The organism is Methyloversatilis sp. MC4-4 (assembly GCF_049843555.1).
GTDB lineage: Bacteria > Pseudomonadota > Gammaproteobacteria > Burkholderiales > Rhodocyclaceae > Methyloversatilis > Methyloversatilis discipulorum_B.
The window spans coordinates 443811-466678 of sequence record NZ_JBBHZK010000003.1; the positions used below are offsets into that span (position 1 = coordinate 443811).

Consider the following 22868-nt stretch of genomic DNA (forward strand, 5'->3'; position numbering starts at 1 on the left):
GTCGCGGTCAAGGCCGCTCCCACGGGAGGTGCGCCGATACACGGCCCAAGCCCGGGCCGAGGTTCTGTGGGAGGGGTCTTCTGACCCCGACGGCGACCTGTATCGAAGCCGGCAATCTGCAACGGCCGCTCCCACAAAGACATGTCATGTCGGCGGCACAGGCAAGCCTCCTGTGACAGCGAGCTTGCTCGCGATAGCGGCCCGTATCGAAATCCAGGGCACGACGCCTGTTGCAAACGGGACATTCACGACAGCCTCGCCACGCCGAACGGACATGTCGCATGGGCAACATCGCGACGCGCTCCAAACCCTCATTCACATCAATCACTTGCGCCTTCCAGGCGCCGTGGCACAGCGCTTGCTGAATGCTCCGCAGGAGGTCTGACACATGGCAGCCGCATTCATCATCAACGACACCACGCTGCGCGACGGCGAGCAGACGGCCGGCGTGGCCTTCACCGCCGACGAGAAGTGCGCGATCGCGGACGCACTCGATCAGGCCGGTGTGCCCGAGATGGAAATCGGCATCCCGGCCATGGGCGCTGCCGAGATCGACGTGATCGAACGCATCGCGACACTCGGCCTGAACGCGCGGCTGATGGTGTGGGCACGCATGACCGACGGTGACCTCAAGGCGGCCCTGCGCTGCCCGGTGGACATCGTGCACATGTCGTTGCCGGTGTCCGACCTGCAGATCGCCGGCAAGCTGCGGCGCAACCGCGACTGGGTGATCGAGCAGATCCGTCCGCACGTCGAGCGCGCACTCGATGCCGGTATCGAGGTGAGCGTCGGCATGGAAGACGCATCGCGCGGCGACATCGACTTCCTCTGTCGCGTCGCGGAAGAGGCGCAGGCTGCCGGTGCACGCCGCGTCCGCATCGCCGACACGCTGGGCATACTCGATCCCTTCGGCACCTATGTGCTGGTGTCGCAGCTGCGCCGCGCGGTCGACCTCGAAATCGAAATGCACGCGCACAACGACCTCGGCCTGGCCACTGCGAACACGCTGGCCGCCTTCCGCGCCGGCGCGACGCACGCCAACACGACGGTGAATGGCCTCGGCGAGCGCGCCGGCAACGCACCGCTGGAAGAGGTGGTGATGGCGCTGCGCCACATCCACGGCATCGACAGCGGTGTCTCGTCGCAGTCGCTGCTGCCGATCTCGCGCCTGGTCGAACGCGCCTCCGGGCGCGCCATCGCCGCCAACAAGAGCATCGTCGGCGACGCCGTGTTCACGCACGAATCCGGCATCCACGTCGATGGGCTGATCAAGAACCCGCGCAACTACCAGAGCTTCGACCCGGCCGAACTGGGCCGCGCCCACCGGCTGGTGCTGGGCAAGCATTCGGGCTCGCACGCGGTGCTCGAAGCCTGTGCGCGGCTGGGGCTGTATCCGTCCGACGTGGAGGTCGCGCACATCATCGAGCGCATCCGCGCCTACGCGACCGCCAACAAGCAGTCGCCGGACGCCACCCAGCTGAAGGCCTTCTACCTTGAGGCGGCGCAGCCGCTGCCGGAGGTGTCATGAACGGCGAACAGAGCACGGCGGGTAGCCTGTCGTCCGCAGCACCGGCCACGCCGGGCCTGTTCTCGATGCTGCGTGAAGACGTGAACTGCGTGTTCGACCGCGATCCGGCGGCGCGCAACAAGCTGGAACTGCTCACCATCTATCCCGGCATACAGGCACTGGTGGCGCACCGCTTCGCGCACGCGATGTGGCAGCGCGGACTGCGCTACCTGCCGCGACTGCTGTCCTTCGTGTCGCGACTGTTCACCAATGTCGACATCCACCCGGGTGCGCGCATCGGACGGCGCTTCTTCATCGACCACGGCGCCTGCGTGGTGATCGGCGAGACGGCCGAGATCGGCGACGACGTGACGCTTTATCACGGCGTGACACTCGGCGGCACGACCTGGAATCCGGGCAAGCGCCATCCCACGCTGGACGACGGCGTCGTGGTTGGTGCCGGCGCCAAGATACTGGGGCCGATCACCGTCGGCGAGAACGCCCGTGTGGCGGCCAATTCGGTGGTGATCGAGGACGTGACGCCCGGCATGACCGTGGTCGGCATTCCCGGCCGCATGGTGCTGCCAAAGAGCCAGCGCCGCATCACCGCCGGCGGCATCGACCTCGACCACCACCAGATGCCCGACCCGGTGGGCAAGGCCATCGCCTGTCTGCTCGAACGCATCGCCGACCTCGAGCACGACGTCGTGCGCCTGGCCGGTGAACGCAGCACCGCGCAGGGCATCTGCAGCGACTGCGACGACACCTGTTCCCAACCCGCTTTCGACGGCAGCACCCACGCGGCCGCCGCACACATAGGAGTCACCCGTCATGGATGATCTGACCCAGCGCCTGGCCAAGCTGTCGTCGGCCGAGGACTTCCTGGAATTCTTCGCGCTGCCCTTCGACCAGGGCGTCGTGAACGTGAACCGCCTGCACATCCTGAAGCGCTTCTACCAGTACCTGCGCAGCGAGAAGGGCCTGGCCGACGGTGACGAAGGCGTGGTCTATGCGCGCTACCGCACTCTGCTGTCGCGCGCCTACGACGACTTCGTCACCTCGACGCCGGCGCAGGAGAAGGTGTTCAAGGTATTCCAGGAAGCGGACGGTCAGCAGCGCGTGTCGCTCGACAGCCTGCGCGCCACGCTGCCCTCGGTGGCCTGAGCGGGAGGACACACCATGCACGACAGCGACATGTTCCTTGCCAGCGTCAACGCGCTCGAAAGCGAAGCGGCGCTGCATTACGAAAAGGCTGCTCGGCACGCTCTTGATGCCGGCGACACCGAGCTCGAAGCCTTCTTCCAGAATCTGGCCGAACTGGCGCGCATGGAAGCGCACGAGGCGCTGTCCGGCAAGCCGCTGCCGGTGGCCGCCAACCTGCCGCGCATCCGGCCGATCGAGATCGAGAAGCCGCGCACCGCAGTGAAGGTGATCAGCGACGAAATGCTCGACCTGCACATGGCACTCGAACGTGCGCTGGACCTGAAGCGGCGCAGCCACAGCTACTACGCAATGATGGCCATCCTCGCGCCCGACCCCGGCCTGCGCAAGATGGCGCGCGCCTTCGAACACGACGACGCGGCCCATCTCGGCGAAATCGAACGCTGGATCGCCCGCCTCACCGCCTGACCCCCATCCGGAGAATCGCACCATGCCGAAGCCGCAGAAACACGTTTTTGTCTGTTCGCAGCAACGCCCGCCGGGCCACCCACGCGGCTCCTGTGCGCACAAGGGCGGCGCCGAGGTACTGCAGACCTTTTGGGCGGAACTGCAGAAGCGCAACTGCTTCGACCGCGTCGCCATCACCTACTCCGGCTGCCTCGGCCCCTGCGACCAGGGCATCAATGTCGTGGTCTATCCGGACGCGGTGATGTATTCGAACGTGAGCAAGGACGACGTCGGCGAAATCTTCGACAGCCACCTGATGGGCGATGCGCCGGTCGAGCGCCTCTTGGCACCGGAGATGGTCTGGTGAACTTGTTTACCGGCGAAACGTCGGACGAGTACTTCGGCGGCACGGTGCCGCAATCGGTGCGCCGCCTGTTCGACGAGGCGGCCGGCGCGCCGCCGCAGCGTATCGAGGCCTTGCTGTGGACGGCGCACGCCAGCGCACCGGACTGTCTGCCCGTGTACTACCTGCTATACAAGTTCCACGCCGGCCGTCGCCAGTTCGACCTGGCGGAAAAGGCGGCCACGCGGGGCATCGAAGTGGCCGGCCGGCAGGCCGGACTGGACGCGGACTGGCGCCGCGTGCAGCCAGGCGACGCCGATTTCGCGGCCACCGGGCCGGCGCGCTTCTGGCTGTTCAGCCTGAAGGCGCTGGCCTTCATCTGCCTGCGCAGCGGTCGCAGCGACGACGCGCGCACGCTGGTCGAGCATATCGGCCGGCTGGACCCGACGCACGGTCTCGGCGGCGAAGTGATCGCCTCGCTGCTCGACGGCAGCACCGGCGCACGCTGAGCGCCGGCGTGCGGATCAGCGCGCGAACACCAGACAGCGGTTGTTGGCCGGCATCTCCTCGTCGGCGAGCAACGACAGCCCGGCCAGCCGCGCCAGCGCCTCCACCGTTTCGAAGTCGCGTATGCCGCGATGCGGCGCGCCCTCGCGCAGCGAACGGTCGAAGGCTGCGTTGCTGTCGCTGGTGAACCGGCCGCCGTAGTTGAACGGGCCGTAGATGACCAGCGTGGCCGACGGCGCAAGCACCGCCGGCAGCGCAGCGAACATCTTCTCGACTTCGTGCCAGGCCATGATGTGCAACGTGTTAGCGGTGAATACCGCATCGAAATGCGCGACCGGCCAGCGGCCACAGACGTCGAGTTCGAGCGGCGGCGGCGCGTTCGGCAGCGCCGCCTCGTCCAGCCACATGCGCAGACCGGGCAGCGCCTCGGCGCGCTCGCTGCACTGCCACTGCAGGTGCGGCAGCGCGGCGGCGAAATGCACCGCGTGCTGCCCGGTGCCGCTGCCGATCTCCAGTACCTGACGACGCCCGGCGAAATGCACGCGCAGGCGTTCGAGAATGACATCGCGGTTGCGCTCGCACGACGGTGCGAACGGCTTTTCGGTCAGTGAAGGATTCATCCGCGCACTTTCGCATGAAGCAGCACGTCGCGCGGCTCGGGCGACAGATTGGGGTGCAGGATGTAGCGACCGAGCCGCGCCTCCAGCGGCAAACCGGCGCGTGCCAGCGTGCGCGACGAGCGCGCATTGTCGGCGTCGCAGACGGCATCCACGCGGCACACCGCCGCATGGCTGAAGGCGTCCTCCACCACTGCCTGCAGCGCCTCGCACGCCAACCCCTGTCCCCACAACCGGCGCGCCAGCGCGAAACCGAGGCGCAGCGCGTGGCCCTGCCCGATCAGCTGGAACAGCCCGCCGGCCTCGCCGTCATCGGCCAGCAGCACCCAGGTGCGGGCGACGTCGCGCTGCCAGCGCGCGAGCTCGTGCGAAATCTGTCGCCGTGTCTGCGCCAGTTCGGTATGCGTGGTCCAGCCGAGATAGCGCGTCACCTCGGCATCACCGCTGATGCCAGCGAACAGCGCCGGTGCGTCGCCCGGCTGCGGCTTGCGCAGCACGCAGCGGGCGGTGCGCAGTTCTTCCGGCCATGTGCTCATCATCGGCTCACCATCGACTCATGATCGGCTCAAGGCGCGCGCAGCGCGCGCTGCAGCACGCAGGCGATGTGCTCGCCCTCGCGCTGCGCGCCGTCGCGTATCTGATGGCGGCAGCTGCTGCCGTTGGCGATCAGCAGCGCGTCGGCATCGAGCGCCCGCACCGCCGGCAGCAGCGCCAGTTCGGCCATGCGCATCGACATGTCGTGGTGCTCCGCCTCGAAGCCGAAACTGCCGGCCATGCCGCAACAGCCGGATTCGATGACACTGCTGTCCAGCCCGCGCACCAGGCCAAGCACCTTGCGCATCGCCTTCATCGCGCCGAAAGCCTTCTGGTGGCAGTGGCCGTGCACCGCAGCGCGCGTACCGGGGGGCAGTTGCAGATCGAGCGCCAGCCGCTTCGCGTCGTGTTCGCGGGCGATGAATTCCTCGAACAACAGCGCCGCCTTCGCCACCGGCGCCACGCGCTCCCCCAGGCCCAGCGCGTGATACTCGTCGCGCAGCATCAGCAGACAGGACGGCTCCAGCCCGATCACCGGCATGCCGCGTTCGACCAGCGGCGTCAGTGCGTCGAGCAGACGGCCGGCTTCGCGTCGTGCGTCGGCGACCAAGCCCTGCGACAGCCAGGTACGGCCGCAGCACAGCGGCGCTTCGCCAGCCGCCGGGCGCACCACATGCACGCGACAGCCGGTGGCCACCAGCACATCGACCGCGGCTTCGGCGATCGCCGGATCGATGCGATTGGAGAAGGTGTCGACCAGCAGCGCCACCTCACGCCCGCCCTCCGCACCGTAAGCCTGCAGCGTATGCGGCGCGAGAAAGGGACGCGCCGCGATCCGCGGCAGCGAACGCCGGTGGGCGATACCACTCACGCGTTCGATCAGCGCCCCCATCCCGGGCACTGCAGTGGCGAGCTGCCACGGCCGCTGCAGCCAGCGCATCAGCCCGAGCCAGCGCGGCAGCGTGGCGAACAGGCGCTCGCGCAGCGGCACACGCCCCTGCACCCGCCAGCGCTGGGCGCGCGCCTCCGTGCGCAGCAACGCCATGTCGGTGCCGTTCGGGCACTCCCGCTTGCAGCCCTTGCAGCCGACGCACAGATCCATCGCCGCCGCCAGTTCGGCGCCGACGAAGGGATGCGCGCCCAGCTCGCCGTTCAGTGCCGCCTTCAGCGTCTGTGCGCGGTGGAAGGTCGAATGCACCGGATCGCCGGTGACACGGAAGCTCGGGCACATGACGCCGTTGCCGTCGCGCTGGCACTGGCGGTTGCCGATGCACACCGACGCCGCCTTGCCGAAGCCACCGCCCTGCGCCGGCAGTTGCGCATAGGCGTCGCCGGCGCCATAGCTGTCGTAGGCCGACCAATCGAGTTCTGTCTGCACTGTCGCTTCTCCGTCTGACGACGACCCTGTGCAAGACCGGTGCCATGCGGTGCGCCCCGGACCTGTTCTTGCTTTTGGGAGATATCGATACCAAAACGGAGTCCCGCCATGCCTCTGCACGACTTTCACTGTCGCAAATGCGACAAGACCTTCGAACGCCTGGTACGAAGCGACACGCAGATCGTCTGCCCGGCCTGCGGCAGCGATCAGGTGGACAAGCTGCTGTCGGCACCCCAACCGCCGGGTCGCAGCAAAGCCATCATCGCGGCCGGCCGCGCGGCGGCAGCGCGCGAGGGGCATTTCAGCAACTACTCGGCAGCGGAACGGGCGAAGGTGAAGTAGAGGCGGTGCCGGCAGTCCTGGGCGGCCTCAGCCGGCCGCTATCGCGAGCTCGCTCGCGATGCAGCGTGTGCAGCGAGACGGCCTCGCTTCCAACAACCACAGTGGTCAGGTACTCAGTCCTCCGGACCGAAGCACACCGCGTAGTCGGTGCACACGCCGCAGCTGGGCGCCTTGCAGACGCGGATCTGCTCGCGCTCGCACAGCTGTTTGTAGAGAAATTTCTTCCACTTCATGTCCTGCGTATTGCGTTCGGCCAGCGAAGTGAAGCGGCCGTGCATCAGTTCGGACAGCATCGCGCGCGAGGTCAGGTCCATGTCCTGCCACAGGTGGTCGGCGCCCAGGCAGCCGGTGGCCACTGCGTGCGCGAGCCACAGGTGATCCTGATCGACGATGGACAGATGCTCGCGCAACAGCGCCACCACGTCGTCCATCTCGATCGCTTCGGCGAACTCGGCGGGCGTCGTCGCGTGCAGTGCCGGCAGCCACTCGGCGCCGGGGAAATGGCGCGCCAGCAGGCGGCGTGTTTCCGACACGTCGATGCCGTACAGCGGCAGGCACTGCAGCCCGCGCTGCGTCCAGCTGCGGCCGATCACGCCGGCGAGCACGCGCGGCACCAGCTCGTCGGGCCGGCGCGCCAGCTTCAGCAGCAACCCGCGGAAGCCACCGGGCGCGGCCGGCAGTGGCCAGACGGGCTGCAACGGTGCGGTCGGAAAGAGCGTAGGCATCGCCGTCGTCCCGCGCTCACACCTCGACCGGCGCGTGCGTGTAGCACTTCTTCGGACAGACCTTGGAACAGGCCTGACAGCCCACGCAGTTCACCTGGCGCGAAATGGTCATCACCTTGCGCTCGTACTCCTCGTCGTCGTCCTCGTTGTCCGGATCGACCACGACGATGTCGCCATCCTCGGTGACACCGGCGAGCTGCAGCACGTCGTTGGCACAGACCTTCACGCAGCGCGCGCAGCCAATACAGGTGTCCTGGTTCAGGCTGGACACGAACTTCGGTGTCCAGATTTCGCCGCTGGGCAGCGTGACGGAAAATGCAGCCATGATGCGTCCTTCCTCAGGCGGTCGCGGCCGCCAGTTCCTTGCGCGCAGCCATCAGCGACTGGTGCGCGTCGTAGGCGACCTGCGCGACGTCGAGGATCTTCTCCCAGTTGGTCGGCAGTTCTTCCGACAGGTCGTGCAGGTCCATCTTGGCCTGCGTTGCCTGCGCGTTGAGCTTCTTCACCCGTGTCTTCAGTGCGTCGACGTCTTCCATCGTTTCGTCCTCAGCCCCAGTTGGCGACTTCGTTGTACTTGTTCACCATGCCGACGCCCTCGTCGACGAACTTCTGCCCCGCCTCGGCCAGCTTGGCGTAGGTCGGAAAGCCGAAGCGGTGGGCGTCGCGCAGCTGCTTGTTCACCGCGATCAGGCGACCGGCGATGAGCACCATGCGGCCGAAGCCCTCGTGCGACATCTTCATCATCGGCGTCACCATCACCTTGGTCGCGCGCTCGATCGACAGGCCGACCGCGTTGTAGAACAGCTCGATGCGCCACAGCGTTTCCGGGTCCGGGTCGCCCATGATGGGCAGCGCGCGACGCGCTTCGGCGCTCAGGATGTAGGGCTCGAGCAGCTGCGCGTCGCTCTTGCCCTCCCAGGCGCCGTGCATGTCCTGCGCGCGGTACTGCTTGATCAGCTCGCTCAGGAAGGGCGATGCCAGCGCTTCGGTGTCCTCGGCGCTCAGTTCCAGTGTTTCAGCCATGTTCTTCCACCTCGTCTTCGAAATCGAAACTGCGTGCTTCGTCTTTCTGCAGGGCCTTGCGCAGCCAGGGCGGCGGCGTGCCGCGCAGCACTTCCTGCAGCTTGTCCAGGATGTCCATGATCGGTTCCGGCTGATTCACCTTGATCGGGTGGATCTTGCTGGCGACCACGCGCGCCGCAGCCGAGCCGCCGATGGCGGCGACATAGACGATGGCGACGTCCTTGATCGCTTCGAGCTTGGGCGCGAGCTTGTCCTCGTCGCCGTCCTCGTCCAGCTTGCCGCCGAAGTCGAAGTCCTCGACATGGTGGTAACCGGCCTTGTCGATCTCGTACACCGCCAGGTGTTTGGCCCAGCCGAAGTGCGCGTCGACGCGCTGCTTGTCCTGGGTGGCGAAGGCGATCTTCATGCGCTGCTCCTCGGTGGATGGGCGACCGGCTCAGGTGCCGGACGCAACGGTTTCAGGAATTTCGGCGGACGATGCACAGCCACAGCCGCCGCTGCCGCAACCGGATGCCTGACTGCCCTCGCTCGCCGCGAGGATGCTCTCCTGCGGCAGTGGCCAGTCTTCAGGCGTGTTCACGTGCTCGTCGGCGAGGAAGGAGTTGGCCCAGCCGAGGATCAGTTCGCGCGTGCCGCGATAGCCGACGCGCAGCACGTGCGCCGCGCCCAGCCGGTCGAACATCGGCAGGCCCTCGCGCAGCAGCGGAATGCCCAGTCTCGCCGCCGACTGCCGGCCATGCGCATGGGTGATGAACAGTTCGGCACCGGCCGCCTTGGCGCGCATTTCCAGATCTTCGAGATCGCCGAGCAGCACTTCGGCACACGGCACGGCTTCGAGTACGCGCGACGGCGTGGTGCTGACGGCCGCCACCACTTCGGCGCCCATTTCGGCGGCGGTGGTCGCCAGTGCGTAGAGCAGGTCCGGTTCGGCGCCGATGGCCATCTTCCTGCCGCCGACCCAGAAGTGGGCGTCCAGCATCACGTCCAGCAGCTGGGTCCGCGCACGGCGGTATTTCGGCGGTACCGGACGACCGGACAGCTCGGACAGGTACTGCAGGAAGTCGTCCACCGCGGCCAGTCCGGTCAGCCGGTCGAATACGCGGAAGGGCACGCCGCAGCGTTCATCGATTGCCGCCGCGGCGGCGTCCATGCGCGCGCCGACGGCGAGGGTGGCGGCGGCTGCACCGACCCGGCGCAACGTGTCGACGCGGGTGCCGCCCAGTGTGGTCGGCGTGAAGTTGTCCGGAATGTGACCGTCGAGCGAACCGGAAATGTCCGGCAGCACCTGTACGCGCAGGTCGAAGGCTTCGATGGTTTCGCGCAGTTCCTCGATGTCGGCCGGCGTCAGGTGTGCGCCTGGCAGCAGGTTCACCAGGCCGGCGTCGCGATCACAGGGCTGGGCGAAAGCGTCGATCACGGCCAGCACCGCCTTGCCCCAACCGTCCTCGAAGGCGCCGACGTAGTCCGGCGTCGACACGTAGACGATTTCGGTACCGGTCAGCGCCTCGCCGTGCCTGCGGCGGATCAGGTTCAGATAGCCGTCGACGTCGTCGCCCTTGGTTTCGGTCAGGCCGGTCGAGGCGATGGCAATCAGTGAGGGATTGGCGCGCTTCTTGATGTTCAGCACGGCCTGTTCGATGTTCTCCAGCCCGCCGAGTATGGTGCTCACCTCGTTCATCGCCGTGGTCTGCATCGGGATCGCCTCCTTGAAGTGGCGAACCAGCAGTACCAGGCCGAACGAGGTGCAGCCCTGCGAGCCATGCATCATGGGCATGCAGTTGTCCAGGCCCATGAAGGCGTAGCACGCGCCCAGCGGCTGGCTCATCTTGAGCGGATTGACCGTGCAGGCCTTCTTCGATTCGATGACGGTGGCCATGGCGTGATCCTCAGGCGACCGCCACGTCCCAGGGCGCCGGACGGCGCACCTGTTCCCAGATCGGGTTGTACAGCGCCTTGTCGATCTCGCGCACCAGATCGACCATGCCTTCGTAGCCGGCGTAGGCGTGGTGGCGTTCCTGGTTGATGTCCAGCCAGGGCATCTTGGCCTTCAGCGCGATGAACTGGCTGCGCCCGCCGGACAGCATGATGTCGGCCTTGGCGTCCTTCAGCATTGCGTACATTTCGCGCGGCGTCATGTCGTCGATCATGTGCGCGTCCTGGCCCATCAGCTCCTTGATCTTTTCCTTGTCTTCCTTGGTCGACTTCTTGACGCTGGTGCCGACGATCTCCAGACCGGCCTCCTGCAGCGCGGCCACCACCGACCAGCTCTTCACGCCGCCGGTGATCAGCAGCACCTTCTTGCCTTCGAGCCGCGGGCGATAGGCAGCGATACGGTCGAAGGCGCGCTTCTCCTCGACGGCGATCAGCGCTTCGGTGCGCGCCTTCAGCTCTTCCGGTGCGCCCTTCTCGACCAGCAGGCGGGCGATTTCGCGCAGCGTTTCCGACATGTCGCCGATGCCGTAGAAGGAACCTTCGAAGAAGGGGATGTCGTAGCGCTCATCCATCTTGCGCGCGATGTTGATCATCGACTTCGAGCACACCATCATCGCCGCCTTGGCGCGGTGACTGTAGGCGACTTCCTTGTAGCGACCGTCGCCGGAAATACAGGACAGGATGCGCACGCCGAGCGCGTCGAGCAGCGGTTTCACCTGCCACAGCTCGCCGGCCAGGTTGTACTCGCCGATGATGTTGATGTCGTAGGGCGTGACGAAGTCCGGCTCTTCGGTGCCGATCACGTAATCGAGCAGCGCCTCGGCGCCCAGCTTGTTGCCGAGGTTCTTCGGCCCGACGAAGCCCGGTGAATTGACCGGGATCACGGGCTTGCCGAACTTCTCCGAGGCCTTCTTGCACACCGCCTCGATGTCGTCGCCGATCAGTGCCATGACACAGGTCTGGTAGACGAACACCGCCGGCGGGTCGTACTTCTCGATGATTTCCTTGACCGACTTGAACAGCCGCTTCTCGCCGCCGTAGATGACATCCAGTTCGTTGATGTCGGTGGTGAAGCCGGTGCGGTAGAGCTGCGACGTGCTGGACGACGAATTGCGGTTGTCCCAGGAGTTGCCCTCACAGGCGATCGGGCCGTGCACCAGGTGAGCGACATCGACGATGGGCTGCAGCGCGACCTTGGCGCCGTCGAACGCACAACCGCCAGCGGCCGCACCGGGCGAAAGCTGCTTGGTACAGCCCTTCTTCTTTTCCTTGGCCGACTTGTTCTGGTTGTGCTCGCAGGCGGGTTCTTCGAACACGTCCTGGATCTTTGCCGATACGCGTGCATCCATGGCCCACCTTCCTTCCTGTCAGGGTCGGCGCGCAAGGCGCTGTCTGGGCACACTCAGCAGGATTGATGCCAGAGCCGGCGCAAACCGGCGGAGCCCCGGGAAATCAGTCATCTGCGGTCCGCCGGGTCGCCGGAGGGCAACCCGGCCCGACAAAGGCTGGTCGTTTTGCGACATGCAATGTCGGGTTTGGCGGACCGCCGCGACGCCGGCACTACTCGATGCCCTCCATGCGCGCCTTGTTGTGGATGGCCGACTGCAACCGCTTGGCAATGCCCATCGGGCTGGCGTCGAAACTGCGATGCGCCTCGGTCAGCGCGTCCTGCGCGACCTGCGCTTCCTCCAGCGTCAGCGGAATGCGCCCGGCCACATGGGTGGCGCCCGGCACCGCTTTCGCGATGGCCTGGCGGTTCGGATGTTCGGACAGCGGAACCAGCCCGCCCGCTTCCGGCTTGCCCTCCAGACAGACCACGCCCTCGATCACCTCGACCCGCCGTCCGTCCAACGTCGTCTTGATCAGTACGCCCATTGCGACCTCCCTCGAATGAATGACGAAGGCAGAGAAGCGAAAGCCATGCCGCGTTTGGAACGAAGCTTGCTCGGACCGAGAAGACGACAGACAGGGAGAGTCCTCATGCAGATCGGCGTAGACAGTCAGCGCGCAGTCGAGAACAAGCGCGTGTTCGTGGTCGATGACGACGACGTGGTCGGTACGGCCTTGCAGTTCATGCTGGCCGACGAGATGGAAACCCATGTGTTCGCGGACCTCGGCTCGGCGCTTGCCGCGGCCGCGGCAACACCACCCGACCTGATACTGCTCGGCGCCGGACTGCTGGCGTGTGACGCGGTGATGCGCCTGCGGGCGGTGCTGCCGGAGGTGCGCATCCTGATCGTCTGCAGCGATGCCGACGACGACGCTGTCCGCCAGGCCCTGGCCGCCGGCGCGCAGAGCACGCTGCTGCGCCCGCTCAAGGTCGAGAACGTGCGGCGCAAGGTGGACGCTCAGCTCGGCCGGCGCGCGGCGCTGGAAATACCGGTCGTCACCCGCTGAGGGCGCAGCGATGAAGGTGACCATAGAGGCACCGCAGATCGAATCGATGGCGGACGCCTTCCCCGATCTGGCCAGCCTGCGCGACCAGCTGCAGTACTGCGACAAGGTCGAGGTGCCGGTGTCGCGGCTGTCGATCGACGCGCTGCGCTTCCTCGGCCGGCTCTACGCCGACGCCGGGCCGGCCATGCTGGAGCGCGCGACGGCGCTGACCACGCTGGCCGACGCACTGGAAGGCGACGGCCGTCGCTTCGACGGCAACGATCTCGAACAGCTGGTGCCCGCCCTCGCCCGCCATCTGGCCGAAGGCGCCATCCGCGGCTGGCTGTTCACCGCCAATCAGCTCACCCGGCCGCTGCCCTGGGTGGTGAGCCGGCTCGACTACACGCCGGCCAACAACGAAGAGACCGGCAAGGTCTTCATCGAGCTGAAGGCCAATGTGAAGGCGACGCTGGCCACCTCGGTCATCCGCATCTACGGTGCCGACATCACCGGCAAGACGGTGGGCGAAGTGCTTGCAGCCAAAGGCTTCCTGAAGGAAACGCCGGCGCTGATCGCCGCCTGCGACACGGTGACCGCACGCTACATCGAATGGCGCGCGCGCTACGGCGAACAGTTCTCGGCCAGCGGCACCGGCTTTCACGCCGAAGACCCGAGCGCCACCCACCGCGACACCGACTGGTCGCGCAAGGACCAGGTGGTGCTGTCGGCCAGTGGCGGCATGGCCCGCCTGGTCAATGACGAAGCCATCCTGCCGGCGCGCACGCTGCTGCTCGAAGCGCCCGGCGACATCCTCGGCCCCTATCTGCGCAAGGCGGCAAAGAGCAATCGCTACGAGGCGGAGGACGAGGTCGAAGCCTCGCGCGACGCCATGCCCGACGGCCTGTTCTCGCAGCTGCCGGTGCATCCCTATGTGCTCATGTTTCACCTCGACCTGCACCAGCATCTGTGGGTGCATGTGGACGACATGGCGCCCTATGCCTACCAGCCCGCACTGAAGCAGAAGCTGGTGCTGCCGCCGGAACAGACCGACCTGATCGACATCCTGACCGCCGAGATGGACGTGCTGATGGACGACATCGTGGCCGGCAAGTCGGGCGGCACCACCGTGCTGTGCGCGGGCCCTCCGGGCGTGGGCAAGACGCTGACTGCCGAGGTGTACTCGGAAATCATCCGCCGCCCGCTCTACCGCGTGCACTCGGGCCAGCTCGGGCTGAACGTCGCGCAGATGGAAGGCGCGCTCAAGCAGGCGCTGACGCGCGCCCAGCGCTGGGGCGCGGTGATGCTGATCGACGAGGCCGACGTCTACATCAAGCGGCGCGAGGACGACATGACGATGAACGCCGTGGTCGGCGTGTTCCTGCGCGTGCTCGAGTACTTCAACGGGCTGCTCTTCCTGACCACCAACCGGGTGGACGACATCGACGAAGCCATCGTGTCGCGCTGCATCGCGCTCATCCGCTACCACGCGCCTGACGAAGCGGCGCGGCGTCGCATCTGGCAGGTGATGGCAATGCAGTTCGGGCTCGCGCTGGACGAAGGCATGGTCGAGGCACTGGCCGTGCTGTTTCCCCAAGCCTCCGGCCGCGACATCAAGGGTCTAGCCAAGCTGGCGGCGAAGTACTGCCAGCACAAGGCCTGCGCGCCAACGCTGGAAGTATTCCAGCGCTGCGCCATCTTCCGCGGCATGGACGCCGCATACACCTCCCCCGCAACACTCAACTGAATGGATCTGTCATGGCACGCATCGGACTTTTCTTCGGCACCAACAGCGGCAGCACGCGCAAGATCGCGAAGCAGATCAAGAAGCGCTTCGACGACACGATGGCCGAGCCGGTCAACATCAACAAGGCAACGGTGGACGACCTGCTCGCCTACGACTACCTGATCCTCGGCACGCCGACGCTGGGCGACGGTCTGCTGCCCGGCATCGAGGCCGAATGCGACGACGAGAGCTGGGCCGAAGCGCTGGTCAAGTTCAAGGGCACCAGCTTCGCCGGCAAGACAGTGGCGCTGTTCGGCCTGGGCGACCAGGACACCTACGGGCACGAATTCGTCGACGGTCTGATCCTGCTGTACGACTTCTTCAAGGATGCCGGCGCGAAGATCGTGGGCGCCTGGCCGACCGACGGCTACGACTTCACCGAGTCGCAGTCGGTGATCGACGACAAGTTCGTCGGCCTGGCCATCGACCAGGACATCCAGCCCGAACTGACGGCCGAACGCGTCGACGGCTGGCTCAAGCTCATCGCCCCCGAGTTCGGTCTGAGCATCTGAGCGCAGCGGGGCGTCGCTCGGCGACTGCGCCGACCGACGCCCCCAATCGCGGCCAAGGCCACTCCCACAGGGGGCGCGCCCGACCTGCTGCCCGAGCCTGGGCAGGGGTTCTGTGGGAGGGCTCTTCTGACCCCGACGGCACCCTGCATTTAAGCCCGCGGACCGCGACGCCCCAGTCGCGGCCAAGGCCGCTCCCACAAGGAACGCGCCCGACCTGCTGCCCGAGCTGGACCGGGGTTCTGTGGGAGGGGTCTTGACCCCGACGGCACCCTGCATTTAAGCCTGCGGACCGCGACGGCCCTGTCGCGGCCAAGGCCGCTCCCAAAGGGGTAATTCGCCACACCTGCTGCCAGAGCCCGGGCTGGCACATTCACACCCTGCCCCAAAAAAAACGCCGCGCCGGCACGATGCGTGCCGGCGCGGCGCGAGAGGACGCTGTATCAGCGGATGATGTCGTACGAGTAGTCGGTCTTGCCCGGAACGATGGTGTTCACGTCGATCGACTCGAAGAACTCATCGAGCAGCATCACCAGCACGCGCATGCCGCCTTCGTAACCCCAGATCGGGTAGCGATGGTAGTGGTGGCGATCGAAGATCGGGAACACCATGCGGATCAGCGGGGTGCCGGTGTCACGTTCCAGATACTTGCCATACGTGTTGCCGATCAGGAAGTCGACCGGCTCCGTGTAGAGCAGCGAACGCATGTGCCACAGGTCGCGCTTCGGATACACCTTGCAGCCGGCGCCGTAGGGCGAGGCGTCCAGCACCTTCTGCACCCGTGCCTCCCACTCCTTCTCACCGTTGGTGGCCAGGATGTGTGCCGGCTCGGCACCGAGTTCCAGCAGGAACTCGGTCAGACCCAGCATCATGTCCGGGTCGCCGTACATCGCGTAACGCTTGCCGTGCAGATGGGCCTGCGAATCAGCCATCGCGTCGACCAGGTAACCGCGCTCCTTCTCCAGCACTTCGGGGATGGGCTTGCCGGTGAGGCGCGACAGTTCCATCAGGAACTTGTCGGTGCCGGCGACGCCGATCGGGCTGTTCAGCAGCACGACTTCCTGACCGTGCTCGGCGATGAACTTGGCGGTCTTTTCGCAGCAGAACTCCTGGAAGATGACCGTGGCCTTGGCGTTGATCGCGCGCTCGACCGTTTCCTTGGTGGTGCCGCCCTCGTACATGCGGAATTCGCCGTCGGTCGGCGTATTCCAGACTTCGGACGGGTCGCACAGGATGTTGTAGTCGATCTCGAACAGGTCGAGGATGCGCTTCATTTCCTTCATGTTGCCGACGACGAAGCCGTCGAAGCCGAAGATGAAGTTGATCGACTCGTCCGCCTTGCGCTCGAGCTTGGCGGCGGTGTCGGCCTTGCCGTCCCAGAAGTGACGCAGGATGCCGAGCAGCGCGTTGTCGTAGCCGGTGATGTGGCTGCCGACGAAGGCCGGGGTGTGCGCGAAGGGCACGTCGAACTCGGCCGGTACGCTGCCCTTCTCCTTCGAAGTCTTGATGAAGGCGTTCAGGTCATCGCCGATCACTTCCGCCATGCAGGTGGTCGACACCGCGATCATGTCCGGCTTGTACAGGTTGTACGAGTTGGCCAGGCCGTCGATCATGTTGTTCAGGCCGCCGAACACGGCTGCGTCCTCGGTCATCGACGACGACACGCAGGAGGTCGGCTCCTTGAAGTGACGCGAGAAGTGCGAACGGTAGTAGGCGACACAGCCTTGCGAGCCATGCACGAAGGACAGGGTCTTGTGGAAGCCGTTGGCGACATAGACGGCACCCAGCGGCTGGCAGGCCTTGGCCGGATTGACCGTAAGCGCTTCACGGGCGAAGTTCTTCTGCTTGTAGTCCTCGGTCTTGGTCCACTCGACGATCTCCTGGATCTTGGCGTCGGCGTGGTTGAACTCGAACTGGGACTTCTTGTCCGCCAGCATCTGCTGGTATTCCGGTTCGCGGAACAGCAGTTCGTGGTCGAGGATCTTGTCGGCTGATTGAGGCATGTTGAACACTCCTGAGTGTAGGGTGGGCAGGGGCTGCGCCCCGCCCTGCGACACGGATGTCGGGAACGGTGGGTTTCGGTGCCCTCAACCCACCCTACGTTGCACTGCGCTTACTTCTTCCACGGAGCCTTGGTCAGGCCCCAGATCGGCGAGCTGATCGCCATGTCCATGTCGCGGGCAAAGATGGCGAAGCCGTCGTAGCCGTGGTACGGACCGGAGTAGTCCCAGCTGTGCATCTGGCGGAAGGGCACGCCCATCTTCTGGAACACGTACTTTTCCTTGATGCCGGAACCGACCAGATCGGGCTTCACCTTCTCGACGAACTTCTCGAATTCGTAGCCGGTGACGTCGTCATAGATCAGCGTGCCGTCCTTGACGTAGTGCGTGGTGCGCTGATAGTCGTCGTTGTGGCCGAATTCGTAACCGGTGCCGACCACTTCCATGCCCAGATCCTCGTAGGCGCCGATGACGTGACGCGGGCGCAGGCCGCCGACGAACAGCATCACCTTCTTGCCTTCCAGGCGCGGGCGGTACTTGTCGATCACCGCCTGCATCAGCGGCTTGTACTTGGCGATCACCTTCTCGGTGTTCTCCTTGATCTTGTCGTCGAAGTGCGAGGCGATCTCGCGCAGCGATTCCTCGATCTTGGACGGGCCGAAGAAGTTGTATTCCACCCAGGGAATGCCGTACTTCTCTTCCATGTGCCGCGAGATGTAGTTCATCGAGCGGTAGCAGTGCAGCACGTTGAGCTTCGCCTTCGGGGTGTTCTCCAGTTCGGCGATCGTGCCGTCGCCCGACCACTGGGCGATCACGCGCAGACCCATCTCTTCCAGCAGGATGCGGCTGGACCAGGCGTCACCGCCGATGTTGTAGTCACCGATGATGGCCACGTCGTACGGGGTCGACACGAAGTCGGGGCGCTTGTCTTCGGTCTTGTCGAACACCCAGTCGCGGATCGCGTCGTTGGCGATGTGGTGACCCAGCGACTGGCTCACGCCGCGGAAACCTTCGCAGCGCACCGGCACGATGGTGTGGCCGTTGTATTCCTTGGACTTCTTCTTCGACACCGCTTCGATGTCGTCGCCGATCAGGCCGATCGGGCACTCGGACTGCACCGAGATGCCCTTGTTCAGCGGGAACAGCTGCTGGATTTCATCCATGATGACTTCCAGCTTCTTGTCGCCACCGAACACGATGTCCTTCTCCTGGAAATCGGAGGTGAACTGCATCGTGACGAAGGTATCCACACCGGTGACGCCGATGTAGTAGTTGCGGCGTGCCGCCCACGAGTACTGGCCGCAGCCGACCGGGCCGTGGGAAATGTGGATCATGTCCTTGATCGGACCCCACACCACGCCCTTGGAACCTGCGTAGGCACAGCCGCGGATGGTCATCACGCCGGGCAGCGACTTGATGTTCGACTTGACGCCGCAGTCGGGCTTGCCTTCCTCGTGCACGTTGAGGTGCTTGGCGCGCTTCTTCGCGGTCTTCTCGGGATAGGCCTTCAGCACTTCTTCGATCAGCGCTGCGTTCTGGGCCTTCTTTTCGTCTATGGTCATGCTCATTTGATCACTCCTTGTCGAGAGCTGAGGGTAGAGAACCACGGTTGTCGCCGGCGGAGGCCGGGAGCCTGCAAGCGACGCCCGCGGCTCCCGACCCTCGACTCTCGGGTGCTCAGGCGGCAGCGGCGGCCTTGCCGACTTCCGATTCGTCGACCTGCTTCATGATCCCGTGCTCCATCAGCAGATCTTCGAGCTGGTCCATCGTGATCGGCGTCGGGATGGTGCCGTTGCCCGCGTTGGCATGAACCTTCTGCGCCAGATCGCGGTACTCGTTGGCCTGCTTCGAGTCCGGTGCGTACTCGAGCACGGTCATGCGACGCAGTTCGGCGTGCTGAACGATGTTGTCGCGCGGCACGAAGTGGATCAGACGCGAGCCGAGCATCTTGGCCAGCGATTCGGCCAGTTCCAGTTCCTTGTCGGTCTGGCGCTCGTTGCACACCAGGCCGCCCAGGCGCACACCACCCGAATTGGCGTACTTCAGAATGCCCTTCGAGATGTTGTTGGCGGCGTACATGGCCATCATTTCGCCGGACATGACGATGTAGATTTCCTGCGCCTTGTTCTCGCGGATCGGCATCGCGAAGCCACCGCACACCACGTCGCCGAGAACGTCGTAGGAGACGTAATCGACGCCGTCATAGGCGCCGTTCTCTTCGAGGAAGTTGATCGAGGTGATGACACCACGACCGGCGCAGCCGACGCCGGGTTCCGGGCCACCGGATTCGACACAGCGGATATCGCGGTAGCCGATCTTCATGACGTCCTCGAGCTCCAGGTCCTCGACCGAACCGGCTTCCGCGGCCAGCGACAGGATGGTGTCCTGTGCCTTTGCGTGCAGGATCAGGCGGGTCGAGTCGGCCTTCGGGTCGCAGCCGACGATGAGGATCTTCTGACCCATTTCGGCCAGAGCGGCCAGGGTGTTCTGGGAGGTGGTCGACTTGCCGATGCCGCCCTTGCCGTAGAAGGCGATTTGTCTGAGAGATGCCATGTTTGATTCTCCTGAGTCGATGAACAGTTGATTGCCGCTGACCAAGCGATCATTGGCCACGTACCGCGCCACCGGATGCAGCCCCTTGTGCCCATTGTTGGTCTTCGTGGTCAGCCATTGGCGGCAAGTCATGGTCGGTGCATGGCCTGTTCAGCAACTGCCGTGCCATTCACCGTGCATTCTCGATAAACGGCTTACAGACGTCGTTCCAGCGCTTTCGAACGACATTCACGCGGGCCGGCGTGAGGAACGACAAACGCGACAATCAGCCCAGCGCTGTGAGGATTGACCGGGCTGCGACAGAGCCGACACAGGCTTCCCTCTCCTCTGTGGTCCACGCGTCATCGGGCGCGCCGGCGGGCGTTCCCGCACGCATTCCGGTGTGATGCGGGGCAAGGCGGACGCAGCGGGTACGGCACTTGCTGTAGCTCCGCATCCGCCCAGCAAAGACACGTCCATGTCCACGCAAGAGCCCGTCGTTCCAGCCGCCGCGCCTTCGGTCAGTTCGACCGCAGGTACGCAGAACCCGCACTTCGCCCGCATCGGTGGCGAAGCGGCGATCGTTCATCTGGTCGACCGCTTCTATGCACACATGAGCGAACGCCCGGAGGCACAGGGCATACGCGCCATGCACGGCGTCGATCTGACCGACGTCAAGCGCGTGCTGGTGAACTACCTCGTCGAATGGATGGGCGGCCCGCAGCGCTACTCGGTCGAACGTGGCCACCCGCGTCTGCGGCGCAAGCACCTCGCGTTCGCGATCGGCCCGGCCGAACGCGACGCGTGGATGAACTGCATGCGCGCCGCCCTGCAGGAAGTCGTCAGCGACGGCGAACTGCGCATGCAGCTGGAGCAGGCCTTTTTCAAGACCGCGGATTTCATCCGCAACGATCAGGGGAATCACCATGAGCATCACCATCGCTAGCTCCGCCTTCGCCGCACTGGAAAACGAAAAGCGGCTGCTCAACGCCGTCTTCAAGGGGCCGACGCACAAGGCTGGGCGCGTCGGTTTCCGGGGCGACATCGCACTGAAGTTCGCGCAGCAGTTCGCCGACGAGGCCCGTCCGCCCGAAATCAGCAGTGACCAGGTGATGGCCGCCGCGCACGAGGGCGAAACGCATATCGCCTTCCTGACCTGCTTCCTGCTGTCCTTCGAGTACCTGAAGATGCTGGCCGAGGTGCTGGGCGACGCGCTGTCGCCGCAGGGCAAGTACATCGTGTTCTGCGACAACATCGACCTGTCGAAGAAGTACCAGGTGCAGTACGGCGGTGCCACCTTCCACGTGCTGCCGATCGACGAAGCCACCGTCTACAACGAGACGCTGGAACTGCTCTATCTGGAGAAGAACGACCTGAAGAAGCTGGACACCGCGGGCAAGCTGGACGCGGTCGTCGACGCCGCGATGAAGTTCACCGGCAAGTTCCCGGAGATCAGCTACGAAGAAGGTCTGAAGCTGATGGGCCCGGTGCGCAATCTGTACGAAAACCGCCCGGTTTGAGTGTGAGCCCCCACGCTCGCTTCGCTCACTGCCCCCCGAGGGGGCTGCGCTCGCCCTTGGGGCGGCCCTACGGGCGGCGCCAAAGCCCCCACGCTCGCCTCGCTCGCACAGGGCCGGCTTTGCATGGCCGGCCTGTTCGGCATGCGCTGCGAAACCCCTGCCTCACCCCCGCCGAGGGGGGTGCGCTCTCCACGGTCGGCTTTGCACAGCCGACCGGTTACGCGGGCGGCGAGCAGTGCTCGCCGAAACCCCCGCTACACCCCTTGGGGCGGCCGTGCGGGCCGCGCGTCGCACTGATGGACCGGTGAAATGGCTCACATTGTCTTTTTCGAAAAGCCCGGCTGTACCGGCAACGCGCGGCAGAAGCAGTGGCTGCGCGATGCCGGCCACCAGCTTTCGGTGCGCAGTCTGCTGACCGAGCCATGGACAGCGGCGTCATTGCTCGACTTCCTCGACCCCTTGCCGGTGGCCGACTGGTTCAACCGCGCTGCGCCACGGGTGAAGAGCGGCGAGGTGCAGCCGGAGTCGCTCGGCCGGGCGGAGGCACTGGCGCTGCTGCTGGCCGAGCCGCTGCTGATACGGCGGCCGCTGCTGCAGGTTGGCGCTGAGCGGCGGGTCGGCTTCGATCCGCCCGCGATAGACCGCTGGATAGGCCTGACGCCCGACGCCGCGGCGCGGCTGCGTGAAACTTCGGAAGGCTGTGCCGCCGGCGGCATGGCGTCGTGCCGCCCCACGGAATGAGGAATCGTCGCTCGGGCGGTGACGCCGCTCAGTCCGGCGTCATGTCCGGCTGCAGCACCACCTCGTCGGGCAGCACGCCACCGTTGCCCAGCAGTTCCAGCGAGCCGAGCGGGGAATAGCCGTCGTCGCCCTCCAGCAGCACGGTGGCGTCGGCCGGCAGCCCCTGCAAGGCCACGATCAACTGTTTCACTGTCATCGACATCCGCTCACCCATGTCCTCGCCATCGCGCTCCCCTTCGCCCTCGACGACCACCCGCTACTTCCTCACCTACCGCGGTGTGAAACTGCCGCTGCAGTTCGCCGAGGAACTGCAGCCCGACGCGCTGCGCAACCGCAACACCTGGTTCCAGGTTGACTACGACGCGGCCGGTCGCATCGTGCGCGCCGAGAAGAAGGTCTACGGTGAAACCGAAATGCGTCACGAATACAGCTGGAGCGCCGACGGCCGCCTGCTGCGTGCCTGCATCGTCATCGGTGACGAAGACCCGCAGGTGGTCGACTTCGCCGCCTGAACGGCGCCCGCCTCAGCCGGCGAACGCGAACAGCTCGGGCTCGCGCTGGCGGTAGAGCCGCAGCCACATCAGCGTGGCCGGCACCAGCGAGGTGAGGGCGAACCACAGCGTGTCGTCGCTGGCCGGCCCACGGTCGGGCAAGGTGCGCGCCAGCAGCGACCAGCCGGCCCAGTCGATCTCCGGCAGACGACGGCTGGCGTCCACTGGCAGGCCATCCATCAGACGGGCGATGATCAGCAGCAGGCGGCCCACCTCGGCGCGGGTCAGCCGCGACGACAGGAACTCGTCGCGCTCCAGCCCTTCGCCGAGGATGAGCACGCCGCTGCAGGCCTCGTCCAGCATGGCCAGCGACGCTGCACTGAACAGCGCATCGGTCATC

Annotated in this window: 30 protein-coding genes; 14 read left to right on the forward strand and 16 right to left on the reverse strand. The window is 65.8% G+C overall.

Annotated elements, in window-relative coordinates:
* Nucleotides 1–388 precede the first annotated feature (388 nt).
* The 6 genes from nifV to WDZ97_RS15100 are packed head-to-tail and all read left to right on the forward strand — an operon-like array spanning nt 389 to nt 3967.
* Entirely contained in the window at nt 389–1528 is a 1140-nt protein-coding gene (gene nifV / locus WDZ97_RS15075; protein ID WP_304003411.1) for a homocitrate synthase, read from the forward strand.
* Nucleotides 1525–2346 carry a serine O-acetyltransferase gene (cysE, locus tag WDZ97_RS15080; protein ID WP_425763291.1) on the forward strand — a complete coding sequence of 274 codons (822 nt, stop codon included), beginning with the start codon at nt 1525–1527 and terminating at the stop codon, nt 2344–2346. The genes nifV and cysE overlap by 4 nt, the downstream gene beginning before the upstream one ends.
* A complete protein-coding gene (gene nifW / locus WDZ97_RS15085; protein ID WP_304003409.1) occupies nt 2339–2671 on the forward strand; it encodes a nitrogenase stabilizing/protective protein NifW in 333 nt (110 codons plus the stop codon). The genes cysE and nifW overlap by 8 nt, the downstream gene beginning before the upstream one ends.
* 15 nt (nt 2672–2686) lie before the next feature.
* The gene (locus WDZ97_RS15090; protein WP_019916651.1) at nt 2687–3136 is read left to right on the forward strand and encodes a hypothetical protein; all 450 of its coding nucleotides are present in this window, start codon (nt 2687–2689) and stop codon (nt 3134–3136) included.
* A 22-nt stretch (nt 3137–3158) separates the two neighbouring features.
* A complete protein-coding gene (locus WDZ97_RS15095; protein WP_304003408.1) occupies nt 3159–3482 on the forward strand; it encodes a (2Fe-2S) ferredoxin domain-containing protein in 324 nt (107 codons plus the stop codon).
* A complete protein-coding gene (locus WDZ97_RS15100; RefSeq protein ID WP_304003407.1) occupies nt 3479–3967 on the forward strand; it encodes a hypothetical protein in 489 nt (162 codons plus the stop codon). Before WDZ97_RS15095 ends, WDZ97_RS15100 begins: the two co-directional genes overlap by 4 nt.
* Nucleotides 3968–3982: 15 nt before the next feature.
* Here WDZ97_RS15100 and WDZ97_RS15105 read toward each other — a convergent pair whose 3' ends face one another.
* Genes WDZ97_RS15105 through WDZ97_RS15115 form a run of 3 tightly spaced genes read right to left on the reverse strand, consistent with a single transcriptional unit; the run spans nt 3983 to nt 6494 of the window.
* Complete coding sequence (locus WDZ97_RS15105) at nt 3983–4585, reverse strand: DUF938 domain-containing protein (protein WP_425763292.1); 603 nt, start codon at nt 4583–4585, stop codon at nt 3983–3985.
* The gene (locus WDZ97_RS15110) at nt 4582–5121 is read right to left on the reverse strand and encodes a GNAT family N-acetyltransferase (protein WP_425763293.1); all 540 of its coding nucleotides are present in this window, start codon (nt 5119–5121) and stop codon (nt 4582–4584) included. Before WDZ97_RS15110 ends, WDZ97_RS15105 begins: the two co-directional genes overlap by 4 nt.
* 26 nt (nt 5122–5147) lie before the next feature.
* The gene (locus WDZ97_RS15115) at nt 5148–6494 is read right to left on the reverse strand and encodes a (Fe-S)-binding protein (protein ID WP_425763294.1); all 1347 of its coding nucleotides are present in this window, start codon (nt 6492–6494) and stop codon (nt 5148–5150) included.
* 108 nt (nt 6495–6602) lie between these two features.
* Here WDZ97_RS15115 and WDZ97_RS15120 point away from each other — a divergent pair, with 108 nt between their 5' ends.
* Nucleotides 6603–6836 (forward strand): FmdB family zinc ribbon protein, encoded by a 234-nt coding sequence (locus tag WDZ97_RS15120; protein ID WP_019916645.1) that lies wholly within the window; start codon nt 6603–6605, stop codon nt 6834–6836.
* 113 nt (nt 6837–6949) lie between these two features.
* Here WDZ97_RS15120 and WDZ97_RS15125 read toward each other — a convergent pair whose 3' ends face one another.
* From WDZ97_RS15125 to WDZ97_RS15160, 8 genes are all read right to left on the reverse strand, one after another.
* A complete protein-coding gene (locus tag WDZ97_RS15125; RefSeq protein ID WP_425763295.1) occupies nt 6950–7561 on the reverse strand; it encodes a nitrogen fixation protein NifQ in 612 nt (203 codons plus the stop codon).
* A 16-nt stretch (nt 7562–7577) separates the two neighbouring features.
* Nucleotides 7578–7886 carry a ferredoxin III, nif-specific gene (fdxB, locus tag WDZ97_RS15130; RefSeq protein WP_019916643.1) on the reverse strand — a complete coding sequence of 103 codons (309 nt, stop codon included), beginning with the start codon at nt 7884–7886 and terminating at the stop codon, nt 7578–7580.
* Between the two features lie 13 nt (nt 7887–7899).
* Nucleotides 7900–8097 (reverse strand): CCE_0567 family metalloprotein, encoded by a 198-nt coding sequence (locus tag WDZ97_RS15135; protein WP_304011609.1) that lies wholly within the window; start codon nt 8095–8097, stop codon nt 7900–7902.
* Between the two features lie 10 nt (nt 8098–8107).
* Nucleotides 8108–8584, reverse strand: a complete 477-nt coding sequence (locus WDZ97_RS15140) for a NifX-associated nitrogen fixation protein (protein ID WP_304000460.1) — start codon at nt 8582–8584, stop codon at nt 8108–8110.
* Nucleotides 8577–8990: a nitrogen fixation protein NifX gene (gene nifX / locus WDZ97_RS15145; RefSeq protein ID WP_020165972.1), complete on the reverse strand. Its 414-nt coding sequence runs from the start codon at nt 8988–8990 to the stop codon at nt 8577–8579. Before nifX ends, WDZ97_RS15140 begins: the two co-directional genes overlap by 8 nt.
* Nucleotides 8991–9020: 30 nt before the next feature.
* Nucleotides 9021–10460, reverse strand: a complete 1440-nt coding sequence (gene nifN / locus WDZ97_RS15150) for a nitrogenase iron-molybdenum cofactor biosynthesis protein NifN (RefSeq protein WP_425763296.1) — start codon at nt 10458–10460, stop codon at nt 9021–9023.
* Between the two features lie 10 nt (nt 10461–10470).
* Nucleotides 10471–11865, reverse strand: coding sequence for a nitrogenase iron-molybdenum cofactor biosynthesis protein NifE (nifE, locus tag WDZ97_RS15155; protein ID WP_425763297.1), 1395 nt, complete (start codon nt 11863–11865; stop codon nt 10471–10473).
* Between the two features lie 211 nt (nt 11866–12076).
* Nucleotides 12077–12391: a hypothetical protein gene (locus WDZ97_RS15160; protein WP_425763298.1), complete on the reverse strand. Its 315-nt coding sequence runs from the start codon at nt 12389–12391 to the stop codon at nt 12077–12079.
* 105 nt (nt 12392–12496) lie between these two features.
* On the opposite strand from WDZ97_RS15160, the gene WDZ97_RS15165 reads away from it, so the two are divergent.
* Genes WDZ97_RS15165 through WDZ97_RS15175 form a run of 3 tightly spaced genes read left to right on the forward strand, consistent with a single transcriptional unit; the run spans nt 12497 to nt 15187 of the window.
* Nucleotides 12497–12913, forward strand: a complete 417-nt coding sequence (locus WDZ97_RS15165) for a response regulator (protein WP_425763299.1) — start codon at nt 12497–12499, stop codon at nt 12911–12913.
* Nucleotides 12914–12923: 10 nt separating this feature from the next.
* Nucleotides 12924–14636 carry an ATP-binding protein gene (locus tag WDZ97_RS15170; RefSeq protein WP_425763300.1) on the forward strand — a complete coding sequence of 571 codons (1713 nt, stop codon included), beginning with the start codon at nt 12924–12926 and terminating at the stop codon, nt 14634–14636.
* A gap of 11 nt (nt 14637–14647) precedes the next feature.
* Nucleotides 14648–15187 (forward strand): flavodoxin, encoded by a 540-nt coding sequence (locus tag WDZ97_RS15175; protein WP_425763301.1) that lies wholly within the window; start codon nt 14648–14650, stop codon nt 15185–15187.
* A gap of 440 nt (nt 15188–15627) precedes the next feature.
* Here WDZ97_RS15175 and nifK read toward each other — a convergent pair whose 3' ends face one another.
* The 3 genes from nifK to nifH form a co-directional block, all read right to left on the reverse strand.
* A complete protein-coding gene (gene nifK, locus WDZ97_RS15180) occupies nt 15628–17187 on the reverse strand; it encodes a nitrogenase molybdenum-iron protein subunit beta (RefSeq protein ID WP_024300794.1) in 1560 nt (519 codons plus the stop codon).
* 110 nt (nt 17188–17297) lie between these two features.
* Entirely contained in the window at nt 17298–18752 is a 1455-nt protein-coding gene (nifD, locus tag WDZ97_RS15185) for a nitrogenase molybdenum-iron protein alpha chain (protein WP_304000472.1), read from the reverse strand.
* Nucleotides 18753–18861: 109 nt separating this feature from the next.
* Complete coding sequence (nifH, locus tag WDZ97_RS15190) at nt 18862–19737, reverse strand: nitrogenase iron protein (protein ID WP_024300793.1); 876 nt, start codon at nt 19735–19737, stop codon at nt 18862–18864.
* A gap of 457 nt (nt 19738–20194) precedes the next feature.
* On the opposite strand from nifH, the gene WDZ97_RS15195 reads away from it, so the two are divergent.
* The 3 genes from WDZ97_RS15195 (at nt 20195) to WDZ97_RS15205 (ending at nt 21977) form a co-directional block, all read left to right on the forward strand.
* Complete coding sequence (locus WDZ97_RS15195) at nt 20195–20662, forward strand: group II truncated hemoglobin (RefSeq protein WP_425763302.1); 468 nt, start codon at nt 20195–20197, stop codon at nt 20660–20662.
* Entirely contained in the window at nt 20643–21236 is a 594-nt protein-coding gene (locus tag WDZ97_RS15200; protein WP_304000478.1) for a hypothetical protein, read from the forward strand. The genes WDZ97_RS15195 and WDZ97_RS15200 overlap by 20 nt, the downstream gene beginning before the upstream one ends.
* 309 nt (nt 21237–21545) lie before the next feature.
* Nucleotides 21546–21977, forward strand: a complete 432-nt coding sequence (locus tag WDZ97_RS15205; RefSeq protein WP_425763303.1) for an ArsC/Spx/MgsR family protein — start codon at nt 21546–21548, stop codon at nt 21975–21977.
* Between the two features lie 28 nt (nt 21978–22005).
* On the opposite strand, the gene WDZ97_RS15210 is transcribed toward WDZ97_RS15205, so the two are convergent.
* Nucleotides 22006–22167 carry a hypothetical protein gene (locus WDZ97_RS15210; protein WP_198291452.1) on the reverse strand — a complete coding sequence of 54 codons (162 nt, stop codon included), beginning with the start codon at nt 22165–22167 and terminating at the stop codon, nt 22006–22008.
* A gap of 22 nt (nt 22168–22189) precedes the next feature.
* Between WDZ97_RS15210 and WDZ97_RS15215 the strand changes: the two genes are divergently transcribed.
* Nucleotides 22190–22489 carry a DUF6156 family protein gene (locus tag WDZ97_RS15215; RefSeq protein ID WP_304000481.1) on the forward strand — a complete coding sequence of 100 codons (300 nt, stop codon included), beginning with the start codon at nt 22190–22192 and terminating at the stop codon, nt 22487–22489.
* Nucleotides 22490–22501: 12 nt separating this feature from the next.
* Here the strand turns inward: WDZ97_RS15215 and WDZ97_RS15220 are convergent, their stop codons facing one another.
* Nucleotides 22502–22867 carry a hypothetical protein gene (locus tag WDZ97_RS15220; RefSeq protein WP_304000483.1) on the reverse strand — a complete coding sequence of 122 codons (366 nt, stop codon included), beginning with the start codon at nt 22865–22867 and terminating at the stop codon, nt 22502–22504.
* Nucleotide 22868 lies beyond the last annotated feature (1 nt).